Source organism: Clostridioides sp. ZZV14-6153 (assembly GCF_020657855.1).
In the GTDB taxonomy this organism is placed as follows: domain Bacteria; phylum Bacillota; class Clostridia; order Peptostreptococcales; family Peptostreptococcaceae; genus Clostridioides.
Genome location: NZ_JAGWCZ010000002.1, coordinates 158,689 through 185,064, shown reverse-complemented (window position 1 = coordinate 185,064; position 26,376 = coordinate 158,689). Strand labels below are relative to the sequence as shown.

Annotated in this window: 24 protein-coding genes; 2 read left to right on the top strand and 22 right to left on the bottom strand. The window is 27.9% G+C overall.

The window, feature by feature from the left end; all coding sequences use genetic code 11:
* Positions 1 to 11 precede the first annotated feature (11 nt).
* The 15 genes from KGF46_RS03640 to KGF46_RS03570 form a co-directional block, all read right to left on the bottom strand.
* The gene (locus tag KGF46_RS03640) at positions 12 to 1,220 is read right to left on the bottom strand and encodes an alginate O-acetyltransferase AlgX-related protein (protein ID WP_227828143.1); all 1,209 of its coding nucleotides are present in this window, start codon (positions 1,218 to 1,220) and stop codon (positions 12 to 14) included.
* A gap of 15 nt (positions 1,221 to 1,235) precedes the next feature.
* The gene (locus KGF46_RS03635) at positions 1,236 to 2,654 is read right to left on the bottom strand and encodes an MBOAT family O-acyltransferase (RefSeq protein WP_227828142.1); all 1,419 of its coding nucleotides are present in this window, start codon (positions 2,652 to 2,654) and stop codon (positions 1,236 to 1,238) included.
* Positions 2,655 to 2,670: 16 nt separating this feature from the next.
* The gene (locus KGF46_RS03630) at positions 2,671 to 3,747 is read right to left on the bottom strand and encodes a hypothetical protein (RefSeq protein WP_227828141.1); all 1,077 of its coding nucleotides are present in this window, start codon (positions 3,745 to 3,747) and stop codon (positions 2,671 to 2,673) included.
* A 10-nt stretch (positions 3,748 to 3,757) separates the two neighbouring features.
* Entirely contained in the window at positions 3,758 to 6,061 is a 2,304-nt protein-coding gene (locus KGF46_RS03625) for a glycosyltransferase (protein ID WP_227828140.1), read from the bottom strand.
* Between the two features lie 4 nt (positions 6,062 to 6,065).
* Positions 6,066 to 6,911: a glycoside hydrolase family 5 protein gene (locus KGF46_RS03620; protein WP_227854506.1), complete on the bottom strand. Its 846-nt coding sequence runs from the start codon at positions 6,909 to 6,911 to the stop codon at positions 6,066 to 6,068.
* A 387-nt stretch (positions 6,912 to 7,298) separates the two neighbouring features.
* Positions 7,299 to 9,047 (bottom strand): DUF4091 domain-containing protein, encoded by a 1,749-nt coding sequence (locus KGF46_RS03615; protein ID WP_227828138.1) that lies wholly within the window; start codon positions 9,045 to 9,047, stop codon positions 7,299 to 7,301.
* Between the two features lie 55 nt (positions 9,048 to 9,102).
* Complete coding sequence (locus tag KGF46_RS03610; protein ID WP_227828137.1) at positions 9,103 to 9,912, bottom strand: carbohydrate ABC transporter permease; 810 nt, start codon at positions 9,910 to 9,912, stop codon at positions 9,103 to 9,105.
* 15 nt (positions 9,913 to 9,927) lie between these two features.
* Positions 9,928 to 10,845: a carbohydrate ABC transporter permease gene (locus tag KGF46_RS03605; protein WP_227828136.1), complete on the bottom strand. Its 918-nt coding sequence runs from the start codon at positions 10,843 to 10,845 to the stop codon at positions 9,928 to 9,930.
* Between the two features lie 98 nt (positions 10,846 to 10,943).
* On the bottom strand, positions 10,944 to 12,260 hold the full coding sequence (locus tag KGF46_RS03600; RefSeq protein ID WP_227828135.1) for an ABC transporter substrate-binding protein: 1,317 nt from the start codon (positions 12,258 to 12,260) through the stop codon (positions 10,944 to 10,946).
* Between the two features lie 264 nt (positions 12,261 to 12,524).
* Entirely contained in the window at positions 12,525 to 13,049 is a 525-nt protein-coding gene (locus KGF46_RS03595) for a hypothetical protein (protein ID WP_227828134.1), read from the bottom strand.
* A 3-nt stretch (positions 13,050 to 13,052) separates the two neighbouring features.
* Positions 13,053 to 13,550 (bottom strand): pantetheine-phosphate adenylyltransferase, encoded by a 498-nt coding sequence (gene coaD, locus KGF46_RS03590; protein ID WP_227432495.1) that lies wholly within the window; start codon positions 13,548 to 13,550, stop codon positions 13,053 to 13,055.
* Between the two features lies 1 nt (position 13,551).
* Positions 13,552 to 14,106, bottom strand: coding sequence for a 16S rRNA (guanine(966)-N(2))-methyltransferase RsmD (rsmD, locus tag KGF46_RS03585; RefSeq protein WP_227828133.1), 555 nt, complete (start codon positions 14,104 to 14,106; stop codon positions 13,552 to 13,554).
* A 58-nt stretch (positions 14,107 to 14,164) separates the two neighbouring features.
* Complete coding sequence (gene recG / locus KGF46_RS03580; protein ID WP_227828132.1) at positions 14,165 to 16,222, bottom strand: ATP-dependent DNA helicase RecG; 2,058 nt, start codon at positions 16,220 to 16,222, stop codon at positions 14,165 to 14,167.
* Between the two features lie 80 nt (positions 16,223 to 16,302).
* Positions 16,303 to 17,946 (bottom strand): DAK2 domain-containing protein, encoded by a 1,644-nt coding sequence (locus tag KGF46_RS03575; RefSeq protein ID WP_227828131.1) that lies wholly within the window; start codon positions 17,944 to 17,946, stop codon positions 16,303 to 16,305.
* Between the two features lie 18 nt (positions 17,947 to 17,964).
* On the bottom strand, positions 17,965 to 18,315 hold the full coding sequence (locus KGF46_RS03570; protein WP_227432491.1) for an Asp23/Gls24 family envelope stress response protein: 351 nt from the start codon (positions 18,313 to 18,315) through the stop codon (positions 17,965 to 17,967).
* A gap of 360 nt (positions 18,316 to 18,675) precedes the next feature.
* Between KGF46_RS03570 and rpmB the strand changes: the two genes are divergently transcribed.
* Positions 18,676 to 18,864 carry a 50S ribosomal protein L28 gene (rpmB, locus tag KGF46_RS03565; RefSeq protein ID WP_003416297.1) on the top strand — a complete coding sequence of 63 codons (189 nt, stop codon included), beginning with the start codon at positions 18,676 to 18,678 and terminating at the stop codon, positions 18,862 to 18,864.
* Between the two features lie 160 nt (positions 18,865 to 19,024).
* On the opposite strand, the gene KGF46_RS03560 is transcribed toward rpmB, so the two are convergent.
* Together KGF46_RS03560 and KGF46_RS03555 are read right to left on the bottom strand one after the other, a co-directional pair.
* A complete protein-coding gene (locus KGF46_RS03560) occupies positions 19,025 to 19,177 on the bottom strand; it encodes a hypothetical protein (protein ID WP_009893656.1) in 153 nt (50 codons plus the stop codon).
* Positions 19,178 to 19,274: 97 nt separating this feature from the next.
* Positions 19,275 to 19,751 (bottom strand): Rpn family recombination-promoting nuclease/putative transposase, encoded by a 477-nt coding sequence (locus KGF46_RS03555; protein ID WP_227850118.1) that lies wholly within the window; start codon positions 19,749 to 19,751, stop codon positions 19,275 to 19,277.
* Between the two features lie 218 nt (positions 19,752 to 19,969).
* On the opposite strand from KGF46_RS03555, the gene KGF46_RS03550 reads away from it, so the two are divergent.
* Complete coding sequence (locus tag KGF46_RS03550) at positions 19,970 to 20,725, top strand: MerR family transcriptional regulator (RefSeq protein ID WP_227861800.1); 756 nt, start codon at positions 19,970 to 19,972, stop codon at positions 20,723 to 20,725.
* A 102-nt stretch (positions 20,726 to 20,827) separates the two neighbouring features.
* On the opposite strand, the gene KGF46_RS03545 is transcribed toward KGF46_RS03550, so the two are convergent.
* The 5 genes from KGF46_RS03545 to KGF46_RS03525 form a co-directional block, all read right to left on the bottom strand.
* Positions 20,828 to 23,170, bottom strand: a complete 2,343-nt coding sequence (locus KGF46_RS03545; RefSeq protein ID WP_227861799.1) for a sensor histidine kinase — start codon at positions 23,168 to 23,170, stop codon at positions 20,828 to 20,830.
* On the bottom strand, positions 23,142 to 23,858 hold the full coding sequence (locus KGF46_RS03540; RefSeq protein WP_227828127.1) for a response regulator transcription factor: 717 nt from the start codon (positions 23,856 to 23,858) through the stop codon (positions 23,142 to 23,144). Before KGF46_RS03540 ends, KGF46_RS03545 begins: the two co-directional genes overlap by 29 nt.
* A 401-nt stretch (positions 23,859 to 24,259) precedes the next feature.
* A complete protein-coding gene (locus KGF46_RS03535) occupies positions 24,260 to 24,916 on the bottom strand; it encodes a nitroreductase family protein (protein ID WP_227828126.1) in 657 nt (218 codons plus the stop codon).
* Between the two features lie 55 nt (positions 24,917 to 24,971).
* Positions 24,972 to 25,601, bottom strand: coding sequence for an HAD family hydrolase (locus KGF46_RS03530; RefSeq protein WP_227828125.1), 630 nt, complete (start codon positions 25,599 to 25,601; stop codon positions 24,972 to 24,974).
* A 130-nt stretch (positions 25,602 to 25,731) separates the two neighbouring features.
* Entirely contained in the window at positions 25,732 to 26,373 is a 642-nt protein-coding gene (locus tag KGF46_RS03525; protein ID WP_227828124.1) for a thiamine diphosphokinase, read from the bottom strand.
* Positions 26,374 to 26,376: the final 3 nt, after the last annotated feature.

Sequence of the window (26,376 nt, the reverse complement as noted above, 5' to 3'; positions counted from 1 at the left end):
TATTTTTTATTTTATTTACAAAATGGAAAAAATTCTTTTGTAAGGTTTTGAGGATATACAGATATAAAAACAAAGTCATAATCTTGAGACTTTGCATATTCTAATATATCTCCATCATAATATCTAGGGTCTATCATATCCATAGTTGAACAAACAGAAGAAAAGAATGCTGCTGTTGGTACAATTAATGAGTCCTTAACAAATAACACTTTTAATCCTTCTGGATTTTCTATATTTTTAATTTTAACTAGTGGACGATTCCCCAATAAATATGTAAAATATTTATCTGATTGTCCATCCATTAAATTAAGGTCAGCATTAAAAGGATATGATAATATCAAACTCTCTTCAAACCTTCCTTTTAATTCAAATTTTTGAGATTTAGAATCTGTATAGTATGTATAATTCGTCTTAAATTTAGGATAAATTAGTGTAAAATCATCTATCCCACCATATAAAACTCCTGTCTTTCTTCCCATAGAACCAAGAAATGACCTAGGATATACAATCGAATTATAGTTTTCCTTATCTCTATAATAATAATTTTCATCTAATTTCATATTATATTTTTTATTAAGCTGTTCAATTAATTCTCCAAATGCCCAAAAAGAAGTCTCTACTTTCCAATGGTGGTCTGTTTTAAAGAATAAATCATCTTTTGAAATACCACTTTTTAAAATATTTTCTCTAAAATCTATATAGTCAACATTATCCTTTTTTAGTTCATTTAAAAAAGTATCTGCTGTCTCATTACTATAGGAATAAGGTATGCCTTTAGGAAACTGTGTTACTCCTTTTATATATTTATCTGGAGTCATTAAATAAACCAATTTAGTATTTTGTTTATCCATTTCCTTAGAGAACTTACTTACTCTATCTACCAATACATCAACTTGATTTGGAGATTTAGCAAAATATGTGTAATGCATTTTTCCAGAAGTATCTTTCACAACACTAAACTTTGAAAATTCATTTTTACCCATTAGTTTTTGCAAATATCCATAAGTTTCAATAAAAGTATTTTTATATATCACTTTGTCATTTACTGTATTATCAATGGATGATATAGTATCCTTTAAACTATTCTTATCATTAATTGAATTTTTTATTTCTTGTATCATATCTTTTCCAGAATAACAGATATTAGAGATAGAGAAGGTGAATAAAACAACTAAGAATATAATTGTAGTTATTAGCCTTACTTTAAAAAATCTATTCATACTTTTCCTCCTCAGCTAAAAATTAAAGTAAATAAATGGATTATAACTTCCAGTTACTAAATATGTCACAGAAATAAAGAACAATAAAATAGAACAAATTGGATAAAATAAATTAAATAATGTACTGTATTTAGCTTGTTCAACAACAAATTTATTAACTTTCTTTGCAATAGGTACACTAAAAATAAATGCAAATATAAAGAAAATCAAATATTCTTTCAAGAACATATATGTATAATCACTCCATATAACTCCACTTGCACCAAACATAGCTTTAAAATAGTTATATGCTTCATTTAAATTTGGAGCTCTGAACAGTACCCATCCAAAGTTTACTACTAGTAAAGTATAGATATGTTTTATGAGATTATGATTTTCAATCTTTTCAAACATTATGAATCTCTCTATAATTAAAAAAACAAAATTCAAAATCCCCCAAATCACAAATGTCCATTCTGCACCATGCCATATTCCAGTAAATAACCATACTATAAACATATTTCTAATCATAATGTCTTTATTTAAAACTCTAGAACCACCAAGTGGAAAGTATATATAACTCTTAAACCACATTCCTAAAGAAATATGCCATCTTCTCCAAAACTCAGAAATTGATTTTGAAATATATGGATAATTAAAGTTTTCTTCAAATTTAAAACCAAACATAAGACCTAAACCTATAGCCATATCCGAATACGCAGAAAAGTCAAAAAATATTTGTAAAGTATAAGCTATTGAACCAAGCCAAGCCAACGATGCAGCTATTGAACCTTGACTATTCATAGTGTAAATATAATCTGCTACTATTGCCATATTATTAGAAATTAATACTTTTTTACCTAAACCAGTTATAAACCTACAGGTTCCAATAGAAAATTTATTCCATGTTTCTTTTCTGTTATGAATTTGTTCTGCAACACTTTCATATCTAACTATAGGTCCTGCTATTAATTGTGGAAAAAAAGCTATATATAATCCTACATAAAAAGGATTCTTTTGAACTTCTCCATGTCTACGATAAACATCTATAACATAAGACATTCCTTGAAAGGTAAAAAATGAAATACCTATAGGTAAAACAATACTTGGAATGGCAAGTTCTGTATTAATAAGTGAACTAATATTTCTTAATGCAAAAGCTAGATATTTAAATATAAATAGAACACCTATATTATATATACACATCAAAATCAAAATAAGCCTTACTTTTCCTTTACTTTTTCTGTATCTATCTACTAGTAAACCAAATATATAGTTCATTATTATCGAAGCTATCATAATAACAACAAATTTCGGTTCTCCCCATGCATAAAAAAATAAACTAACAATAAGTAATATCATATTTTGGATTGTCCGATTAAATCTAAATAAATAATATAATACCAAAGTTGTTGGCAAAAAATAAAATAAAAAAATCAAACTTGAAAATAACATGCTATACCTCCTCTCTTTACTCAGTTTTTGAGTATTTTTTCCAATATAAGTATATTCCTAAGCATATTACTACTAAGGATATAAATAAAATGCGAATAAAATTCAAACTGTTATTTATAAAATTTACTGTTTTCATATTTTGTACTGTTGGTGATTGTTTAGGAGCTACTAAAGTATATGGAACACCATCTTTATCTTTTTGATTAATACTCCAAGACTGAGTCAATGCTATCTTCTTTCCAACTTTAAATTTGTCATCAACATTAACTTGTAAAATAATTTCTCCAGGTTGTACTTCATCATTTAATGTTAATTTACCTTCTTGAGATATATTTACATTGTTTTGTTTTTTTACAAATGAGTACTTAATTTTTGAACTATTTTCTAGTCCTGACACTTTATATTGACTTATACTTTGACCCAATACAGGTATTTGTACTTCTTCATCACCAATTATTTTAATATTATGCAAAGATTCAAGTTGCTCCTCTAAAAGTAAAGATACTTTTCCTATTGTAATAACATTATGTTCTTCATTAGATGGAATAAATGTAATTCCCCACCCATTAATATCTGATAGCACATTTGAATCTAACACGACATTATTTTTATCATTTATAAAACTGCTAAAATTTACATAAATTTTTCCCTCAAACTCACCTGGTATATCTATGCATCCATCTTTTATTTTATCTGAATATATTATATTTTGATTTTCAATAAATATTTCGCTACCTTCTTTTAACTTAAAGTCAAGCATATCCTTACTTTGTATATTTAAATTAATTCGCTGAGAACTTTTATTTTTATTTTGAATCTCAATATAAAAATTATGGAATCCATTCCAGTCCTCTTTTATATTTTTATAAATATATAGATAACGTTCTTTATTATTTTTAGAACTCTCTGTCTCTATTTTTATGCTTGTATTTTCATGTATAATGTTAGCACTTAAATTACTTTCCACCTTTTTAAAAGATAAATCTAAATTTTTATTACTTATTGCTGAACTTATAAAAATACTGTTTATAAAAAAAATAAACACTAAAATAAAATATTTTAAATAACACAAAAACACTTTTAAAATTTTCATTTTATCTCTCCTAAATATATTTCATGGGCTCAAACTCATCTGTGCATTCGTCTTTCTTTTCATTAGGTTTTGAAATTATAATTGTTTTATGTTGTAATATCCACTCCATCATTTCCTCTCTTAAAAATAAATTTTGCATTATACTATCAATATTATTTACCTTGTATAGAACACCTCTCACATCAGCTTTACCTTCACATAAATCACATTCAAGTATAATATCTTCATTAAGTTCTATTTCTATTTTTTGAGGATAAATATTTTTATTTTCAAAACTTAGTAATACATACTGATAATTAAAATTTACCAGTTTTACCTTACCTATATTTTCTATAGTGCGTTCAAAATCTGTATTAATTCTTGGACTTCTTCGCGATAAAGTTTTGGATTTTTCAATACGTTTTTTTACATTAATTTGCAAGTCATCAAAAAAACCTAATTGATTAGATATTGTCATTGGCAAAGTAGGTACCCTATCATGAACAATACACATCCAATTATCAAATTGATTATCTTCAATGTGTGTAATGTAACATGCATACTTCCATTTCGAGTTTATTTCCACAACATTAACTATTTTTGCCTTCATACTAGCTATATATATTTCATTTCCTGATTTTTCTCTAAACTCTATCTCAAATTCTTCTGGAGAAATATACTCTGGATTTTCCAACAAAAATGCAAATCCATTTTCTGATATATCAATCGTTTTTGAAGAAAGAATGTACGAATTTTGCTTTAGTTTAAAATCAATTTCAGCAACATAACGCTCAGATTTTCTCAATTGCTGTCTTCCTGATATAAACAACATTGCCATAATAAGGTTAAAAAGATTTCCAATTAACCAAAACAGTACAACTGAGTATGTCATTGAATTCATTTTAAATATTGATATAAACATCTTTAAGATTCCTATTATAGATAACACTATATAGATAAAATATGGTGCTCCCTGCAAGACCTTATATATTATTTTTTCTTCTGCTTTATTTTTATTAGTCACTGAAAACTTATTCTTAGATATTGCAAATGTTTCAAGTATTACTGCTGGCATTAAAGACTGAAACATTATAGTTTCATATATGTTAGTCCATCTTGTATTTCTTATATTTTGAGAAAATATTTTAAGAGATAGACTACTTAAAATATACATAGGCAACCAAAATATCAATACTTGAAGTAATGTGCATTTTACAACAATTACATTAAAGACTGAAAATAAAATGGGAGCCATTATATAAGTAAAGCGCTTTATACTTGCATACCAATAAGTAATTGAAGAAATATAACTTATTTTCTGCCAAAATCCTAAACCTTTTCTAAACAAAATATTTAATCGTCTGCCCGTCTGTATACATCCACGTGCCCATCTTTCACGTTGTTTAATAAGACTTTTTAAATCTGTTGGAGACAATCCTGATGCATGTACCTCTGGAATAGCATAGCATCTATATCCTTTACTTTGGATTAAAATCCCTGTTGCAAAATCTTCTGTGATAGAAAAAGTATAAAATCCTCCAACTTCGTTTAAAGCTTCTCTTGAAATAACTGTATTACTACCACCATAAATTACAGAATTGGTTTTATTTCTAGCTAACTGAATATCTCTATAAAAATAATCTTGTTCATTTGGTATTCTACCTTCAGAGTGTAAATTAAATTGAAATAAATCTGGATTATAGAAACTTTGTGGTGTTTGCACAAAACCAATCTTTTCGTATTGTTCTTTTTCTCCATCTTTTTTAGCTTGCTCATTTTTTAAAAAGTATGGTACTGTATCAATTAAAAAATCATGCATAGGTATCATATCTGCGTCAAACGTAGCAATTAAAGGAGAGTTTGTCTGTTGCATTGCATTATTTAGGTTTCCAGCTTTAGCTCCTTCTCTTTCTGTTCGAGTTATATAATTGACACCCATTTTTTCTGACAGAAGACGCATTTCCTCACGATTACCATCATCACATATGTATATATGCACCTTTTTCTTATCAGGATATTGCATATGAAGACATCCATTTATTGTTTTTCTCACCAAATCAACAGACTCATTATATGTTGCAATAAATACATCTATATGTGGATAAAGTTCTTCACTTATAATTGGCTTTTCAGGATACTCAATATTAGACATTCCATAATAATGTACAAACATTTCCATCATTCCTATTAGCTCCACTGAAAGTAGTATTATCGCACAAATTAATGCAAACGCCCCTTCTTCTTTGGGTATTGTATAAAAAATTCTCCACAATATATATATAATATTAGTAATAATAGTTAAGGTTATAAGTACCTTTTTTGAATTTTTCTTCACCAAATCACCTCTTTCCTATTAGTGCATTCAATATATCTTCATCCCAAGTACCTTCAACTTGATTATATATTCCAAATCCAGAAGCAAGTTCCCAATAAGCCCATGAAAAATTTCGTTTTTCAGCCTCTTCTCTTACTGCTTTTATCCAAGCTACTCTTGAAGCTTCTGGTGCCTCTTTTGTTATTCCAAACTCTCCCAAGAAAACTTTTACATTATTTTTATTAGCCCACTTCTCTACTGTATCAAATCTTTTCTTTAGATACTCAAGTTGTTCATTTGTTCCTTCCCAAGTAATATTACTTAAGTGCTCAAACCCTTTATGATAAATATTTCCTTGGAATGCAAAATCATTTGGTTCATAATAGTGAAATGAAACTACTATATTAGAATTTTTAGGAATATTCAAATCCTTTAAATAGTCAATTTGATAGTAATTATATGGACCTACTATAATTGTCCTTTTAGGGTTAGTTTTTCTAATTATATTTATAGCTTCTTCAAAGTATTCATTTAGTAACTGTGAAGACAAACTTTCTTTAGGTTCATTTAATAATTCAAATACCAAGTTTTTATCATAGTTTTTATACCTACTAGCTATTTGTTGCCATATTTTTAAAAACTTTTCTTTATTAGTTTGTGGTTCTTGCATAATTTCTTCAAAGTGATGTAAATCTAGCACAACTACTAAATCCTTATCCAATGCATACTTTATATGCCCATCAATCTTTTTGAAGAATTCTTCATCAATTTTATAATCATTAGAATCTGAGGTGTAATCAGAAAACCTTACTGGTATACGAACTGTATCAAAACCTGCCTTTTTTATATCATCAAAATATTTATTTGACATTTTAACATCCCAAGGAAAATCTTTTGGTGATTCCAATGAATTTCCTATATTTATTCCTCGTTGCATTGTAACTGTATCACTATTTCCCCTTATTACAAAACAAACGCCAACAAAAACTATACTTAAAAAAGCTGTTATACTAATACCTATTCTTTTTATATTACTCTCCTCCTAACAATTTCATTTTTGTATGATACATTTTAATAAGTTTATTCTATCCGCAGTAGCCTTAATATAATTAATACCCTATTATAACAATTTAAATTATATCATGTCATGTCTAATTATGCTTCTTTATAAATTTTTTCTCAAATATTCTTTAAAAAATAAGGGCAGTATATCTTAAAATAATTAAAATTATTTTAAGATATACTGCCCTTATTTTTTTTACAATTTATCTAACAAATCTAAAACTTGTTTTTTTATCTTATCATATCCACAATTATCTAGTGAATATCCAAGCTCTATATTTCCAAAACCTTTAATCTCAGCATTTTCTTTTTTATTTAACAAAGTTTGCATAAGCTCAACTTCTATATATTCTCTTCCCTTTTCTTTTTCTAACATGGTGAATAACTCAAAATCTTGTATGCCAAATCTTAAGTTTTCCATTCTAACACTTCTAACAGGCTTTAAGTCTTTTCCAGGATAAGCAAAGAACATATCTCCAGCTTTCCAAATAGGGAATTTATAACTTGCGTCTTTCCAAGGGTCTTCTGTCCATAAATTATAATCCCATCTTAAAAATCCATCAAGACCAAAATAATAAGTATACCACCCTATTATTCTATTTTCTACAAAAGGAGAACTTATAAAACTATTTGGTTTTTCTGGGAAACAACAAACAAACCAAGTCAATATTCCGCCTTTATCATGCATTTTTTTCTTTAGATTTTCTATATCTTTATAATTTTGAATAGTAAGTTTTAAATTTATTGACATATCATCAACTTCATCTTTGGCTCTATCTAAAAAATTTTGGTCATGAGTTGCTGATTTATATTTAACTTGATGAGTACTTACAGTAGAGTTTATAAATTCGATACACTCTTTTACGACCTCTGGATTATTTGGTTCATCAGCTATAATTCTGACGCTATCCCATAGATCACATTCTATTAAATGATTTAATACTAACCCTATATACGCTTTTAAATCATCTGTATTATTTATAAATTTAAACACTTTGTCTTTTTCATCAAAGTATCTTACTCTTATAGGGTCTTTGTAGCCCTCTATCGGGTTTCCAAACTCTCCAGCACACCAATTACCCAACAGACCAAATAAATCTATCTCCTGAGCCATTTTGTACTTACTAGCTATACTTATATATTTATCCATGCTTTCAAAATTACACTTGATATTTCCATCTAAATCTTTTGATACACCCACCATATTGTATTCGTATAAGTTTGATGGATTTTTATAAACTTTATAACAACTTTGACCTGCCCATGGATAATCTGAAACTATAACTGTTGCAACTTTTTCTCCTAAAGATGCTAGTTCTTTGAGATAATTATCTATTATCTCAAAATGTATATCAGACCACAATTCAACTTTATACATTCTAGCTAGACAACTTGGATGTTGCCATAAATCTAAAAAGAATTTACTTTCGTCTAAAGGCTTTAACACAACATTTTTTACTTCTATTGGCACATCAACTGTACAAACTTTTTCTTCATCTTCATATCCAAAGCTTTTAAATATATCAATACTTATATTAAAGTTATTTCCTAAAAAAGCCTCAGGTACTTGCCCTTCAATCCAAAACGTTTGAGGCAAATATTGCTCCACTAGCACATCTTTATCTCTCAAAATAGCATCATTTACAAATGCTTTTGTATCATCTTGAACATACCCTAATATATTTATACTAAAATTGTTTTCTAATCCATCAGACACATTTAGTCCTAATCTTACTCTATTTCCCAAGCCTTTCCATGATATAGCACTACTACCATCAATTGTGCAATTAAATTCTTCTGTAGCTTTCAACATAATTTGAAAGGCAAATTTTTCACCTCTAGCTACTACAATATTTAAATCCTTATGTTCCCAAGTTTCAGCTTCTATAACTGAGTATTTATTGTGTTTAAATGTGCAATCTTTCAATACATATGAAATTTCCATGTTTTAATTTCCTCCGCATCTATAAATTTTATTTTGTATTTTTAAAATAGACTATTTAACCTTTTATACCAGATAAAGATACACCTTCAACAAATTTACTTTGTAAAATTAAATAGAAAATAAATGGAGGTAAAAATGTTATTGTTGCTCCTGCCATCATTTGTCCATAATTCGTTATCTGGAATGTCTTAAGAGTGGATAGCCCTACTGTTAATGTCCTCATTGCATCTTTAGTTGTTGCTATAAGAGGCCACATAAACTCATTCCATGCTCCCATAAAAGTAAATATAGCTAGTGTAATTAATGCTGGTTTGATTAGAGGTAACACTATTTGTACTAAAATTCTAAGGTCTGAACAACCATCTATTTTTGCTGATTCTAAGAGTTCTTTTGGTACTCCTAAAATAGCTTGTCTCATTATAAATACACCAAATGCAGTTGGTATTGGCATAATAAGAGCCAAATAACTATTTATCCATCCTAAGTGTTTCATTATTATATAAAGTGGTATCATTGTAACTTGAGATGGTATAATTAAAGTCATTATCATAAATAAAAATAACTTATCACTACCTTTAAAATCCATCTTCGCAAAAGAATACCCTGCTAATGTACTAAATACTAAATTTAACAGTACTCCTGAAAAAGATACTATAGTTGTGTTTAAAAAATATTGCATAAATCCTTTTTTGGTAAATATATCTATATAGTTTTGAAGTGTTACTGTTGAAAAAGATATATCCAAATTGTACGAATTATATGTTACCTTTAATGATATTATCAACATATATATAAATGGTACTAAGCTTGCACATGCTATAAATAACAGCAACCCATCACTCAATAATCTCTTTGTTGTTTTCATATTATACCTACCTTTCTAAAAATCTGAACTGTCTCGTTTTACAAGCTTATTTTGTAAAATTGAAACTACTGCTATCAACAAAAATAATACATTTGCTACAGTCATTGCATATCCAGAATTGAAATTTTTAAAGTTTAAGTTAAATGCGTGCATAACTATACTCATAGTAGATATACCTGGACCTCCACCTGTCACAGTATAAACCAAGTCAAACACTTGTAACGACCATATTGTTCCTAAAAACACAACCATTATTGTAGTTGGCTTTAGTAATGGAACTGTTATTTTCATAAATTCTTGAAGTTTTGTAGCTCCATCAACCTTTGCCACCTCATAACAATGTTTTGGTAAATTCATTATAGCTGAAATATAAATTACCATAAAATATCCTATGTTTTTCCACATAGATATAAACATAAGTGTAGGAAGTGCTGTCTTACTATCACCCAAAAGTTTAGATGATTCTATTCCAAAAGCACCTAATAATTGATATATAATTGAACCTTCTCCATTTAATAAAGCTCTCCATACCATACCAATCAAAACCATAGATGATAATACAGGTATAAATATAGCTCCTTTAGCAAATGAAGCTATTTTACTATTTCCTTTTCCTGTAATCCAAACTGCCAAAATCAATGATAAAATAGTCTGGCAAGGTACTACTACAACAGCAAATTTAATTGTATTTATAATAGATACTTTTAATGTTTCATCTGTGAATAATTTTTTATAATTTTCTAAACCTATAAATGTTGCTGGACTAATAATATTGTACTTTGTAAAACTAAAGTATATTGACATTATTATTGGTAATACATAAAATGTCACTAAAATTATGCCCAATGGTAATATGTATATATATGGTTTAATATTTAGTTTTAATTTTTTTCTTGTTGAATTTTCTTCAAACTCTCTAACTAAGTTATTCATTTTTATCCTCTCCAATATAAATATTAGCATTGTACTTATAAATACAATGCTAATTTTAATCTGTAAAGTATTTTATAACATCTTACAGCCTTAAACTTTTATTGTGCTAATAAATCATTTGAATATTTTGCAGCATCATCTAATGCTTGTTTTGGAGTTTTATCTCCTGAAATCATAGTTTGAAGTTCTTTCCATAAATATTCATATATTTCAACACCATGTGGTCCTACTACTAATGGTCTATATACATCCTTATCATTTTCAACCATTTCTTTAAATCTTTCATCACCTTGATATGGTTCACCTTTTGTTATTGGTGCTCTTGGTATTGCTTTATGGAATTCTGTCATTGATTCAACACTTAACATATGTTGTATTAATTTATATGCAAGTTTTTTATCTTTTGCTGATGACATTAAAGATAAATGGTCTACTGCTCCAAAAGTTGCAGCTTTCTTATCTTCTAAACCAGTTACAAATCCCCAATTTAAATCTGGAAATGACTTATCAAATACACTTGTTGCAGCAGAAGACAACATTATAGTAAATGCTGCTTTTCCTGGTCCAAATACACTTTCTATCATTTCATTACTATCTTTAGATAAAGAATCTTCAGGTACATATGCTTGTAATTCTTTTAAGAAATTAGCCGCGTCTAAACCACTCTTATCATTAAATTTAACTGATTTTAAATCGTCATTAAATATGTCTCCACCAGCTTGCCATAAATATGGATACCAGTTCCAGTTCATGTTACCAAAAGTTTTAGCTCCCCATCCTTGAGCTAATCCCCATTGGTCTACTTTTCCATCGCCATCAGTATCCTTTGTTGCTTTTTGGCAGATTCTTTTAAAATCTTCCCATGTTTTAGGAGGTTTTTCTCCTATCTTATCTAGAATATCTTTGTTATAGTATAATACACCTGGATTTGCTGCTTGGAATGGCATTCCATACATTCCACCCATCATTTCAGATGTTTTTATGTAAATAGATTGTTCTTTATCTTCTTTAGTTGCATAGTTAGTTAAATCTTCTACTGCTCCACTTTGTATAAACTGAGGATACATTTCTGCATACATATACCCAACATCAGGGCCTTCATCAGCACTTATGGCTGTTGCAAATTTTTCTGAATAATTTTCCCAAGGAATTATCTGTAAATCTACTTCACAGTTATTTTTTTCCTCAAATTTATCTAAAATAGGGTCCCAAACTTCCTTCATATTATCTTCTACTGGTGGCATCCAAAGAACTAGCTTTTCTTTTTCTCCATCCTTTTTTGCATCTTTTCCACTACCACTTGAACACCCTGTTATAAGTGTTGTAGTCATAATTACCACCATAGCTAGTGAACACAATTTTTTCAACATACTCACTTTAATTCCCTCCATCTTGTTTGGTTTTTCTTTTTTCATTGTAATTCTACATAATTTTACTCCATTTAAAATATTATCAAAGCATGTATTTCTTGTCTAATCAGTTTTTTCTATATATATTTTTCTATTATAGTTTTTTTCTATAGCAACGTTGCTATTTTTATTTTTTATAGTAATCAATATAGTTAAGATAAACTAGAATTTTTTAGTGAAATTTTTGATTTTAAAATCTCTTTTATTAAATTGCTCCATAAAAAACAGACCATATAATTATATGGTCTGTTTTTATCTACTTAAAAAAATTTATTTTTTAGGTCTAAGTTCAGCTTTATCTCTTTTTATTTCTTCTAATATTTCTTTTAAATTATACTCAACACTAGAAAGTACATCTTCTGCATATTCAATTGAACCAATTCTTATCTCATTGGCTATTCTTTCAGCTCTGTCAACTATATCCTTAGCTCTTTGGTCTGCTTGAACAACAGGTTCGCTTGACTCTACATATGCTTTTACTACATCTTCAGAATTTTTCTTTAATTCTTCTATATTTTCCTGATATTCTTGTTGTATTCTTTCAGCTTCTTTTTGTGCTTGTTCAACTATGTTTGTAGCATCTTGTTTAGCTTGGCTTATTATTTTATTTCTTTCTTTATTTATCCAAACTGCCTGTGTTACTTCTTCTGGTATTAAAGTTCTTATATCATTAACTATTGCTAGAACTTCATCCTTATCTACAGTACATTTATGTGAAAAAGGAATTGTAGAAGCACTTCTAATTATCTCCTCTAATTGATCAAATAGTTCAATCATTTCTAAATCTATCTTCATATATCAATTACCCCCAGTAGTTTTTTTCTTTAATTCTTCCAAAACAATTTTTGGAACCAAATTTTTTATATCAGCATCAAAGAGCAAAACCTCTTTTATTAAAGATGAACTTATAAATGAATATTTTGTACAACTTGGTAAAATTATAGTCTCTATATCTGGATTAAGCTCTCTATTCATATGAGCCATTTGAAGCTCATAATCAACATCAGCACCACTTCTTACACCTCTAACTAATGCTCCAATTCCATTTTCTTGACAGTAACTTATTAATAGCCCATCAAAAGTTACAACTTTTATATTCTCTAGATGGCTTGTACTTTTTTTTATAAGTTCTACTCTTTCATCAAAGCTAAATAGACCTTTTTTATTAGGATTATTTAGGACTCCTATTTGTAATTCGTCAAATAACTTCGAAGCCCTGCAAATAATATCTAAATGTCCATTAGTAATTGGGTCAAAGCTTCCTGCAAATATAGCTTTTCTAGGTTTATTTTCCATTTTATGCCTCCACCTTATAAAAAGTTAATGTAGTATTTCCATATTTTTTATCTTTAGTTTTTTGTAACTTACATATTTTATCTGGAAATAAATCATTAGTATCATGCTCTACAACTATTATTCCATCTTCATTCAATAAATTGGAATTATCAATTTTTTCAATAGCTTCTATAAACATATTTTTATAATATGGAGGGTCCATAAAAATTATGTCAAATTTACTATTTTGTAACTTAAGCTTATCTATAGCAGTTTTAAAATCAAGGTTTAAAATAAAACTCTCATTTTCAACCCTTGCTTTTTTTATATTAGATTTAACAATTTCTATGCTTTCTTTACTAATATCTACAAAAGTACATGCTTTTGCACCTCTGGACAAACACTCTATCCCTAAAGAACCAGTTCCAGCAAACAAATCTAGAACTTCACTTTCCATTATATATGAATTTATTATATTAAATAAAGATTCTTTTACTCTGTCTGTTGTTGGCCTTACATCTTCATTTTTTGGAGTATTTAATTTTAATCCTCTTGCTTTTCCTGAAATTACTCTCAATATGACAATCTCCCTTCAGCACATTCTTACATCAATAATATTTTAACATAAATTAAAATTAATTTAATGAAATTTCTTCCAATGTATCTTTAAATTTATCTATAATTTCATTTTTAAGTGGAATATTCTCTTTCAATTGTAGATTATTATCTTCACCTAATATATATCGTGCTTCCTGCTGTGCTAACTTTAATATTTTTATATGCTTAAACAAATTTGCTACTTTTAATTCTGGAAGTCCATGTTGTCTAGTCCCAAAAAACTCTCCAGGGCCTCTTATTTCTAAATCCTTTTCTGAAATTCTAAATCCATCATTTGTTTCTTCCATTATAGACATTCTCTGCCTGCATACATCTGTTTTAGAGTCATAAATTAGTACACAATATGACTTATGGCTTCCTCTCCCAACTCTACCTCGAAGCTGATGTAATTGTGCAAGGCCAAACCTTTCAGAATTCTCTATTATCATTAGAGTTGCATTTGGCACATTGACACCAACTTCTATAACTGTTGTTGAAACCAGAATATCTATTTCTTTATTCTTAAAGTTACTCATTACTTCATCTTTTTCACTTGATTTCATTTTCCCATGAAGAAGTCCAAGTCTTAAATCTGAGAAGTATTCAGCTCTTAATTCCTCTACTAATTCAACAGCTGACTTAGCTTCTATTGCTTCACTTTCTTCCACTAATGGACATACAATATATACTTGCCTTCCCGATTCAACTTCTCTTCTTACTAGGTTATTATAAGCTCTATCTCTCTTGCTCTTTTCAATAGCAAGTGTTTCTATTGGCTGTCTCCCTGGTGGGAGTTCATCTATAATAGAAATATCTAAATCTCCATAAAGTATAAGTGCTAATGTTCTTGGTATTGGTGTTGCTGTCATTACTAGTATATCTGGATTTATTCCTTTTAATGAAAGTCTACTTCTTTGCATAACTCCAAATCTATGCTGCTCATCTGTTATAACTAGACCAATATTATTAAATTCAACTTTATCTTCAATTAACGCATGTGTTCCTATCAATATATCAATTTCATTATTTTTAATTTGTTCTAATACCGTATCTTTTTGTTTTTTTGTAAGGCTACCTATTAATAAGCCTACATTTATGCCAAAATCTTTTAAGGTTTCAGTAAGTGAAATATAATGCTGTCCTGCTAATATCTCTGTAGGTGCCATCAAAGCGCCTTGATAACCATTTAAGACACAATTTGCAAGTGCTAAGAGAGCAACTACTGTTTTACCACTACCTACATCACCTTGAACCAATCTATTCATTATTTTATCGGAATTCATATCATTTATAATTTCATCTAATGCTCTATTCTGAGCTTTAGTTAATTTAAATGGTAAAGAACTTATTATATTTTTTAAACTTTCACTTATTGTAAATTTTATTCCATTTTCTTTATTTCTTCCACTTTTAAATACAAACAGTCCCAACTGTAATATAAGTAATTCTTCAAATACAATTCTATATAAAGCTATTTTTAACGATTCCTTATTGCTTGGTGAATGAATGTTTCTAACTGCAAAATCTATGTTACATAATCTATATTTTTCTATAATTCTTTGTGGCATGTATTCTTGTATAATTAATTCCTTATCTTCAAGTACAGTCTTAATTATACTCATAATCTCTTTATTTGTAACACCATATGTAAGTTGATACACAGGCATAAATCTACATGTATTTTTAGGTGAATTAGTAAGATATTCTAATTCACATGATGTAAGTTCTAAGTTATTAAATCTTTTCTTAACTTTTCCAAAAACTAATATTGAATCTCCAGGTCTAAATGTATTTTTTATATAAGTTTTATTAAAAAATACTAACTTAGCCGAACCAGTTTCATCTTTTACATCAATCTTTGTTAAAGTCATTCCTTCTTTTGGACTAAATGTATTTATACTTGATATTACTGCTTTTATTGTAGCTTTTTCATCATTCTCCAATTGTGCTATTTTCTTAAGATTGTTTCTATCTTCAAATTGCCTTGGAAAATAATACAATAGGTCCTTTAATGTGAATATACCCAACTTATTTAGCTTACATGCTTTTTTAGGGCCTATTCCTTTAACATATTGAACATCTTTATATAAATCCAACAAATATATCACCTACTACACAAAAATCCTGTACAACCAACTTTATAAAAGCTACATGGTCATACAGGTTCTTATAATCATTATTCAACTGAAATTAAGTAATAATAAAGAGGTTGTCCTCCATAATATAATTCCACATCTACATCTTCAAATTTTTCTTCTAAAGAAGTACGAAGTTCATTTGCCTGAGATTCTGTAACATCTTCACCAAAGAATAAAGTTATTATAGCAGTATCCTCATCAACCAATTTTTCAATAAGATTTGATGTTACTTCATCTACATAATCCCCTGCTGATAATAATTTACCTTCTGCAATTCCAATTATATTACCTTCTTTAACATCAATTTCATTCATTACTGTATCCCTAACAGCAAAAGTTACCTGACCTGATTTAACTGAATTTAAAGCATTCATCATAGCTTCTTCATTTTCATCTTCACTTAATTCTCCATTAAATGTTACTAATGCAGCAAATCCTTGAGGTGTGTTTTTTGTAGGTATAACTATTATATTTTTATCACTCAATTCTTTAGCTTGGTTAGCAGCCATTATTATATTGCTGTTATTTGGGAAAATAAATATATTTTTAGCATTTATATCCCTTATGGCATTCATAAAGTCTTCAGTACTTGGATTCATAGTTTGACCACCTTCTATTATATGGTCAACACCAAAATCTTTAAATATATTTGCTAATCCTTCACCCATAGAAGTCGCTATGAATCCAAATTCTCTTTCTTCTTCTAAAGGCTCACTATCATTTTCTTTTTTTTCTTCTACTTCCAATATTGTATTTTCATGTTGTAACTTCATATTTTCTATTTTTATAGTTAATAATTGACCATACTTTAGAGCTTCTTGAAGCACGTCTCCTGGGTCATTAGTGTGTACATGTACCTTTATGACTCCATCATCTCCAACTACTGCTAGACTATCACCATAAGCCATCATTATATCTCGTATTTTCGTATCTTCTACTTTAGAACTTTCTAGTATAAATTCTGTACAATAACAGTATTTTATATCATCTGTGCTAGTGCTATTCTTTGGGAAGTCTATATTTGTTGCAACATTAGTGTCTAGGCTAACACTTTTTATTTCTATATTGTTACCCTTTATAGAAGCTAACATACCTTCATATATAAGTACAAGCCCTTTTCCTCCAGAATCAACTACACCAGCATCCTTTAGATTTTTTAGGAGGTCTGGAGTTCTTTCTAGTGAAGCATTTGACTCCTTTACAAGCATACTTAAAAACTTTACTACATCTTTTTCTTTTTTAGCAGCTTTTACTGCAAACTCTCCGCTCTCTCTAACTACAGTAAGTATAGTTCCTTCAATTGGTTTTATTACAGCTTTATAAGCTGTATCAGCACCATTTTTAAAAGCTTTTGCTAAATCATCTGTCGATAATTTACTTTTTCCCTCTATAGACTTAGCTATACCTCTAATTATTTGTGAAAGTATAACTCCTGAGTTTCCTCTCGCACCCATTAAAGAGCCTTTAGATAATGCTTTTCCGATGTCTGATATATTATCATTGTCTACTTTCGCTAACTCTTTTAAGGCATAAGATATAGTTAAGGACATATTGGTCCCTGTATCTCCATCTGGTACAGGGAATACATTTAATTTGTCAACTAAATCTTTATTGTTTTGGAGATTGTTTGCACCTGAAATGAACATCTCTCTTAACCTTTTACCATCTATATACTGAATCATTTCTTTCCTCCTATAAAATTACTTAACTCTTATTCCTTGTACATTAATATCAATTTTAGTGACTCTTACGCCAGTCATCTTTTCAACTACATATTTAACTCTATCTATTATGTTATTTGCAACTGTAGATATATTTGTACCATATTGTATTATAACATAAAGTTCTATTGCTATGGCATCTTCTTCTACTTCTTCTACTCTAACACCTTTAGTAGCATTTTCACCTTTTAATAATTCTACTATTCCTTTAGATTTAGATGCTAAACCTACTAGACCATAACTTTCCATTGCAGCTCTATATGTGACTTGAGCTATTACTTGATTATCTATTTCTATACTTCCATATTGATTCATTACCTTTGCACTCATGGTTGACCCCCTTAAGTTTATTTTTATTAAAAATGTTTCTTAATTTATTTTTTACTATTTTTACTTATTTATTATATAAAATTATAATCATATCATACTATAAATATGGTATAATTTAAACCTAGAAAAGTTTTTGGATAAAATTTCTTGTATTGTCTATATATTTAAAGAAAAATAATAATTATTTTTCAAATATATTTACTTTATATAAAATTATATATATAATTTTATATGATAATAAGAAATTCTTCAATATATGTAAGGCAAATATATATTTCTATTGCAAATTTTTGTTATTTATGATAATATAAATATGTTTTTAGTCTTTAAATAGTTATCATTTTAAGGAGGTGTGCGTAGATGGCAAAAGTATGTAGCGTATGTGGTAAAGGTAAGGTTTCTGGAAACCAAGTATCACACTCAAATAAACATAATAAAAGAACATGGTCAGCTAATTTAAGAAGCGTAAGAGCGATTATAGATGGAGCTCCTAAGAGAGTAAAAGTTTGTACTAGATGTTTACGTTCTGGTAAAATTGAAAGAGCTTAATAGCCACGTTTAAAAGCCTACTTCCGAAAGTAGGCTTTTTAAATTTAATCATTTTTACTCTTTCTCATAAATTTTAAAACTATGTTTGAAATCCATTTTGGTAACTTTATTGTTACTACTTTCATCAATACTCACCCCACACTTTATAGTTAAAATTATTTTAACAAAAAAATAATAATGCTCCACATCCAATAAGTATTAATGCGGTAAGTGCTGACCAAATCCAGCCAGGAAGCAACATAGATAAAATTACTGCCATTCCTGTTGCTAGACACAGTATTCCTAGCAATACCTTAGACTTGTTATTTCTCATGGAACACCTCCACATAGAACTTGTATCTACAAATATTTTCATATTTAAGTTTATGCGATAAGTTCCCATTTTAGACCGATAAACACATTATGTAATTTTAATTTTTTATACTGGAATTATTACTATCTTCTGATGCAGATTCTATAATATCTAAAATACCTCTTTTTTTACTTAACCTTTCAGGTCCACTATATAAAACTACTGGTATAACTTTTGGGAGTTTAAAATCTTTGCGCTCTATTTCTTCAAGACTCTTTTTCATTATAAAGCTTTTCCAAATTTGCTCTCTGTATGATTTTAACCTTGGTACAATCTCTGTATCCATTTCTGTTTGAAACTCCAACACTATATAGTGTGAAATTTTACGATTTTCAGAAAAAACTTTATAAATTATATCTACCTCCTTTCCTTTATATTCACATATGAAAGATGTTTCTAACTCTATATTTTTAAGAGTTAATTCCTTTGCTATTGAGACGCTTGTAAAATTTTGAATCAAACTTAAAAAACTTTCTTTATCTGAATACAGCCTTCTATATTCTTCACGTTTTTCTTTGCTTCTTTTTAAATTCATACAATTCCTCCCAGGTTATAGATTCTCTATCTTTTGATAAAAATAATCTATAAATTTTATTTTTTAATTTTCACTAGTGATTATTGACACTTATGATTAAAATATCCAATAAAGATATTTTTTTATATTTTTATTAAAAGATATAAATTTTTATATTTTAATGTATTGACATTGACGTTACGTAAAAGTGTATATTTAATTTATAGGAGGTATTACTTATGGAATATACAGTTCAGAAATTAAGTAAAATAGCTGGTATAAGTACTAGAACCCTTAGATACTATGATGAAATCGAGCTTCTTAAGCCACTTAAAATAAATTCCTCAGGTTATCGTATATATGGTCAAAATGAAGTTAATAAGCTACAACAAATACTTTTTTATAGAGAATTAGGCATCAGCTTAGAAGATATAAAAAGAATTATAAATTCACCAACTTTTGACAGTCTAAGTGCATTAAAACAACATCATAGCAAATTACTAGCTAAAAAAAAACAAATTGACTTACTGATAGAAAATGTAACTAAAACTATAGCATTAAAGGAAGGAAAATATATTATGACAGATTTAGAAAAATTTGAAGGTTTTAAAGAAAAGATGATTGATGAAAATGAAAAAAATTATGGAACTGAAATTAGAGAAAAATATGGTGAAGATGTAATCAATCAATCAAATAAAAAATTTAAAAATATGTCTAAAAAAGATTATGAGGATTGGCAAGATTTAAGTGCTGAGATAATTAGTAAACTCAAACAAGCTTTTGAAACTGGTGATGCATCTAATGAACTTTCTCAAGAAGTTGCAATATTACATCAAAAATGGTTGAGTTACACTTGGAATACGTACTCTAAGGAGGCTCATGCTACTTTAGCGCAGATGTATGTAGATGATGAACGTTTTACATCATATTATGATAAAGAACAACCTGGGCTGGCAAAGTTTCTGAGAGATTCCATAGTATTCTATACAAGATAATACTCAATGTAAAGCAATAAAAAGAGTGCTACTTTAAAATAGCACTCTTAAAAAATTTTATTTTGCAAATTCTATAGTTATAATCTGTGATAAAAATCTAACTTAGTTTTTATTAAAAGTAATTGTAACTTTAAATAAATCTCCATCTATATCTATCTTCATTTTACCACCTTGTAGCTCTACAAAACTTTTTGCTATTGCTAGACCAAGTCCAGAACCTTCTGTATTACGTGATTTATCTCCTCTTACAAATCTCTCCATTATATCATCTACACTAAAATCAATTTCAGTTGCTGACATATTTTTAAGCATGATATTTACTTGTCTATCTGTTTCTAAAATATCAACATATACTCTTGAATTTGGCATTGCGTATTTACTTATATTTATTATAAGATTCTCAAATACTCTAAATGTGCGTTGACTATCTAATGGTAATATTATTTTTTCACTTGAAAAATTATTTCTTACCTTCAGTGATGACTCTGCTATTTTATCATCTAATTCCAGTAATGTCTGTTTCATTAGAGATATAATATCTACATTTACTATATTTAAATGCACATCTCCACTATTTACCTTGCTCACTTCAAATAAATCTTCTATTAAGTGTTGTAGTCTTTGTGACTTTCTATCCAATGTATCAATATATATTTTACGATTTTCATCTGTTATATTTTCATCCTTTAGTAAATCTATATAAGTGATTATAGATGTCAAAGGTGTTTTTAAGTCATGTGATACATTTGATATAAGCTCTGTTTTCATCTTTTGACTTTTAACTTCTTCATCGACAGCTTTTTTAAATCCAGATTGAATATTTCCAAGCTCATCTTTGATAGGATTAAAGAACCCTAAATCATCTTCCATATTTACTTCTAAATTTCCATCTGAAATTTTCTTTGTAACATCTAAAAGTTGATTGTATTCACATATTGTTTTCTTAGAGTAGTCTGACAATAACTTAAATAAAACTACTGAGTAAATTAATGCAAGTATTATTCCAAAGAACCACATACTACACATTATAACTATAATTAATAAGTTTACTGATAGAATTATAGCTATAGTTTTATTTGGCTTTTCTTTTAAATTTGTCATTCTAACTTGATTAATAACTACCTTACTTGATTTTTTAAACCATTTTAAAAACATTCCTGTCAAAGTATTTTTTACAAAGTATTCTTTTATTCCAAAGTTTAAAATATGTTTTAAAAGTGCTATAAATACAAATATTATTGAGAAGACTACAAACCAATAAATTAAATTCATTGAGCTTACTAATATATTTGCCATTTTACTACTTATATCATTATTTATTAGATACTTTACATAATTTCCATTCAATGTGTTACTTATTATACCAGTAGGATATAAATCTACAATACCCTGTATAATAGCAATAGCAATAAAAAGTATCTCTAATGGTATTCTTGTGATTATCTCAAACCCTAATAACTCTTTAAATTTTTTATATGGAAATACTACAGCTACAATTACAACTATAGATACTATGATTTTTATAATCATTGCAGAAATCTTATAATACGAATTATTCTCTACATTATTTATATATCCACTTATATCATCACTACTATAAATCATTCCATAATCATTATATGAGCTATATGAACTGTCTTGGCTTATTACTTTAGGTACAGCATATACTAATGTTTTATTTTTTATTGGAGATAATTTATATGAGATTGAATTCCCACCTAAATCTGTATCCATCAAATCTTCTCTAGATTTAGATAATAACATTTGGCTGATAATGTTTTGATTTACTCCATAAGAGTCTACAATATTTACTTTTCCATCTTTATCAAAATTCATTACAAGATAAAATCTATAATTTACTTTTATATTTTTAATCTTTTCTTGTCTTTCTTCATCATTCATAGTTGTATCTTGAGGCTGATTTTTATCAGACTCTTCTTTTGATACATCATTTTTTGTTGTATCAAGTGCTTTTAATTCTTTATTTTCATTAAAAAGCTCAAAGTTATTTTCTTTATCAACTAAATAATATTTTAAATTTTTACTTGAATTATTAATAAAAGATTCCCACTCATCAAAGTTTTCATTAAAATCTGCATTAATACTATCATCAGAATAATAGTTCTCTGAACCTTCATATGTGCTTTTTTCTTTACTAGCATTTTTTATATAATTTATAGTTTCTTCACTTAAAAAAAGCTTCGAAGGTTGTATCATCTTACCTTCTTGTTCTTCTTTCATATTGTGATATAAAACATAACTTCCTTTATATATGTCATCTACAAATCCTTCTTGCTCAAATGGATTTTTAGCTCCACCTTTAGCAGCTGCCTGTATAGTTGGATATTGACTAATCATACCTAATGATGCTGATAACATAAGTATAAAAACTATCACACTAATTATATATTTTTCCTTAAATTTTTTCAATTTTGTATCCAACACCCCACACCACCTTTAAATATTTTGGATTTTTTGGGTCGATTTCTATCTTCTCCCTTATATTTCTAACATGCACCATGACTGTATCTGTATTTACAGCATTTTCATTCCAAACTCTTTCATATATTTCGTCTGCAGAAAAGACCCTTCCTGCATTTCTCATAAGTAAACTTAATATCTTAAATTCTATAGGAGTTGTTTTTATATAATTTCCATCAATACTAACTTCTTTTGTATTTTCATTTAATTCTAATCCACCTATTACAAATACACCTTCATTACTTTCTGAACTTTCTTCTTTATTTTTTATCATATTTAGATACTTAGTATATCTTCTAAGTTGAGAATTAACTCTAGCCAATAACTCTAATGGCTTAAAGGGTTTTGTTACATAATCATCCGCGCCTATGTTAAGCCCCATTATTTTATCAACTTCTTCTGATTTTGCAGATAGCATTATCACTGGAAAATTATGATTTTCTCTAAGCTTCATTGTAAGCGTTATTCCATCCATTTGAGGCATCATTATATCAACTATAGCTAAGTGTATTTCTTGGCTTTCTATAATTTTAAGACCTTCCAATCCATTGTAACCTTTAAAAACATTATACCCTTGATTTAAAAGGTATATTTCTATAGCATCTGCTATTTCCTTTTCATCTTCTACCACCAAAATATTATATGAATTCATTTTAATCTCCTTTATATCAATTAATTTATAAACTACCTTTACATATATGATTATACAATATGATAGAAGTTTTTCCATTTTTTTATAAATTTATAGTGGTCTATTCTAATTATTTATCTTTAATGTCCATTTCAGAACCCTCCCTTTAATTTAACTTCAATACTGTTTTACCTTATTTATATATCTAATATTAAAGCTAAAAACTTAAGATATTATAGATACTTTTCTAAAGATTTTCTAAAGATTTAAATTTACTTGTTTTAATATACACAAAAAAAGTAGGCCTTATTGTATTAATTAAATCAACAACCTGAAATATAAATTTAATATCAATAAAATCTACTTTTTAATTTTTGCATATTTATTTTTAATTTATTTATTTTTTATAAAAATTTTTGTTTTTATTTTATAAATGTACATATGTCTTCTACTGGTTTTTTAGATGGACTTCTTAAGTTATCTTCTGGTACTCCAAGTGCCAACATTGCTCCCAAGAAATATTCGCCTTTTTCAAATCCTGTTTCTTTCTCTAAAACAGCTTCTATCTCATCTGCTGCATAGTTCTGGCTTGTCAACCAACAAGAACCATACCCAAGTTCAATTGCTGATAATGTAAAGTTTTCAATTGCTGCTCCTAAACTTTGCATGCCTGGATTTCTTACAAACAACTTATCTATAGTCTCTTTAGGTGCATTTATAAGTTCTAACTCATAATAGCCAGATGGATTGTATACCTTTGTAAAAACTAATACCAAAACTGGAGCTTTTAAATAAAATAAAGTAAAGTTTGGCACAAATTTTCTAAATCTATTAGCTTTTTCTACTGATATTTTATCCATCTCTACAAGTATTTCTTGCTGTTTTTTAGTTATCACATCTGCTATCTTTTCCATTAAATCACGACGCTTTATAACTACAAAATGCCAGTTTTGAATGTTTTTACCTGATGGAGCTGCCCCTGCAGCTTTTACCATTTTCAAAATATCTTCATCTAAAACATCTTGTTCTTTAAATTTTCTTACACTTTGTCTTTTGTAAATAGTATCTTGTAATTCCATTTTAAGTCCCCCTGTAGATTATTTTTGTTATTTAAAAACAAACTTTATACTTCTCTTATTTTAATATATCATGTTCTAACAAATCTTTAAATGACTCTATAGAATAATCATATTCATCCACATTTCCAAAACCATATTTTGCATATACAAAAGGAATCCCAGCAAATTTAGCACTATTTGCATCCCCTTGAGTGTCTCCAATATAGATTGGGTTAGTTAGTTTATTTCTATCAATTATGAGTTTATTATTTTCACCTTTATGCAATCCAGTATTGCCAGGACACTCAAAATCTATAAAGTACTTTTCTAGCTTGTGTGCTTTTAAAAAAGATTCTATATATCCTTTTTGACAATTACTTACTATAAATAATTTATATTTTTCAGATAATTTCTCAAGAGTATTTTCTATATCTTCAAATAATTTACCTCCATGTTCAGATAAGTAATCACATTCTCCTGCAGAACATTCATCTAATAGATTCATTCTTTGTTCTTCATCTAAATCTGGAAATAAACGCTTTGCTATTTCATCAAATGAAAGACCCATAACACTTCTAAATAATTCTACTGTAACATTTAAACCTATATCCTCACGTTTATCTAAGACCTCTTGCCATACCTTACATACTCCTTCAGTTGAATCCCATAGAGTTCCATCTAAATCGAAAATAATACTGTCTATCACAAAAAATCCCCCTTGCGTCAAAAGTTATTATATATTTATAATTATATACTAAAAAGCAGATACAATTATAAATATATTTTACTTGATTGTATCTGCTCTGTAATATAAAATCAATTATTAAAGTCCATTTTTATAAATTTCTAACTACAAGTACACATCCTTGCTCTACTTTAATTTTACAAGAATTCCCTAACATAACATTGGATATTCCAATAGGTACTGAATACTTCATATAATAATCATCCAAAGGATATTCTAAACCAGTAAGTGTTACTCCTTTAGCATCTCCTTTTACAGCTATTACAGAAATAGTATCTCCTTTGTTTCCAAACAAGGTAAATTCTTCATTTTCAACTATATACATCTCTTCTTTATCTGAGAGTATCCTAGAATATATTCCATCTTCTTTTAAATAATATAATAGCTTTATATTTGCAAGGGTATGGTCAATTCTTCCACCTAAGGCACCAAAAAAATCAATATGGTTAGCTTTAATAGTTTTAGCTAAAAAGAGACATAGCTCTGTATCAGTTTCATCCTTTTTAGATGGAAATTTTTCAAATTTAACACCTTGATTTATATAGAAATTTATCTTCTCTTCTTCTACTGAATCTAAATCTCCTAAGATATAATCTGGTATTATATCCATTTTATAGGTGTGATTTGCGCCTCCATCTGCACATATTATGCAGTCATAACATTCTTTAAGTATAATATCTCTTGTAATTTTATAGTCTTCAATTTCACCATTTAAAACAATACAGATTTTCATACC

Bases quoted from the DNA above. Each gene is read 5' to 3' on its own strand.
- KGF46_RS03535 (WP_227828126.1), bottom strand. From the start codon at position 24,916: ATGGAATTACAAGATACTATTTACAAAAGACAAAGTGTAAGAAAATTT.
- KGF46_RS03630 (WP_227828141.1), bottom strand. From the start codon at position 3,747: ATGAAAATTTTAAAAGTGTTTTTGTGTTATTTAAAATATTTTATTTTA.
- KGF46_RS03560 (WP_009893656.1), bottom strand. From the start codon at position 19,177: ATGAGAAATAACAAGTCTAAGGTATTGCTAGGAATACTGTGTCTAGCA.
- KGF46_RS03620 (WP_227854506.1), bottom strand. From the start codon at position 6,911: ATGTCAAATAAATATTTTGATGATATAAAAAAGGCAGGTTTTGATACA.
- KGF46_RS03600 (WP_227828135.1), bottom strand. From the start codon at position 12,260: ATGAAAAAAGAAAAACCAAACAAGATGGAGGGAATTAAAGTGAGTATG.
- KGF46_RS03615 (WP_227828138.1), bottom strand. From the start codon at position 9,047: ATGGAAATTTCATATGTATTGAAAGATTGCACATTTAAACACAATAAA.
- KGF46_RS03540 (WP_227828127.1), bottom strand. From the start codon at position 23,858: ATGAATTCATATAATATTTTGGTGGTAGAAGATGAAAAGGAAATAGCA.
- KGF46_RS03570 (WP_227432491.1), bottom strand. From the start codon at position 18,315: ATGAGTGCAAAGGTAATGAATCAATATGGAAGTATAGAAATAGATAAT.
- KGF46_RS03610 (WP_227828137.1), bottom strand. From the start codon at position 9,912: ATGAAAACAACAAAGAGATTATTGAGTGATGGGTTGCTGTTATTTATA.
- KGF46_RS03605 (WP_227828136.1), bottom strand. From the start codon at position 10,845: ATGAATAACTTAGTTAGAGAGTTTGAAGAAAATTCAACAAGAAAAAAA.
- KGF46_RS03550 (WP_227861800.1), top strand. From the start codon at position 19,970: ATGGAATATACAGTTCAGAAATTAAGTAAAATAGCTGGTATAAGTACT.
- coaD (WP_227432495.1), bottom strand. From the start codon at position 13,550: ATGGAAAATAAACCTAGAAAAGCTATATTTGCAGGAAGCTTTGACCCA.
- KGF46_RS03555 (WP_227850118.1), bottom strand. From the start codon at position 19,751: ATGAATTTAAAAAGAAGCAAAGAAAAACGTGAAGAATATAGAAGGCTG.
- KGF46_RS03635 (WP_227828142.1), bottom strand. From the start codon at position 2,654: ATGTTATTTTCAAGTTTGATTTTTTTATTTTATTTTTTGCCAACAACT.
- KGF46_RS03640 (WP_227828143.1), bottom strand. From the start codon at position 1,220: ATGAATAGATTTTTTAAAGTAAGGCTAATAACTACAATTATATTCTTA.
- KGF46_RS03525 (WP_227828124.1), bottom strand. From the start codon at position 26,373: ATGAAAATCTGTATTGTTTTAAATGGTGAAATTGAAGACTATAAAATT.
- KGF46_RS03575 (WP_227828131.1), bottom strand. From the start codon at position 17,946: ATGATTCAGTATATAGATGGTAAAAGGTTAAGAGAGATGTTCATTTCA.
- rpmB (WP_003416297.1), top strand. From the start codon at position 18,676: ATGGCAAAAGTATGTAGCGTATGTGGTAAAGGTAAGGTTTCTGGAAAC.
- KGF46_RS03595 (WP_227828134.1), bottom strand. From the start codon at position 13,049: ATGAAGATAGATTTAGAAATGATTGAACTATTTGATCAATTAGAGGAG.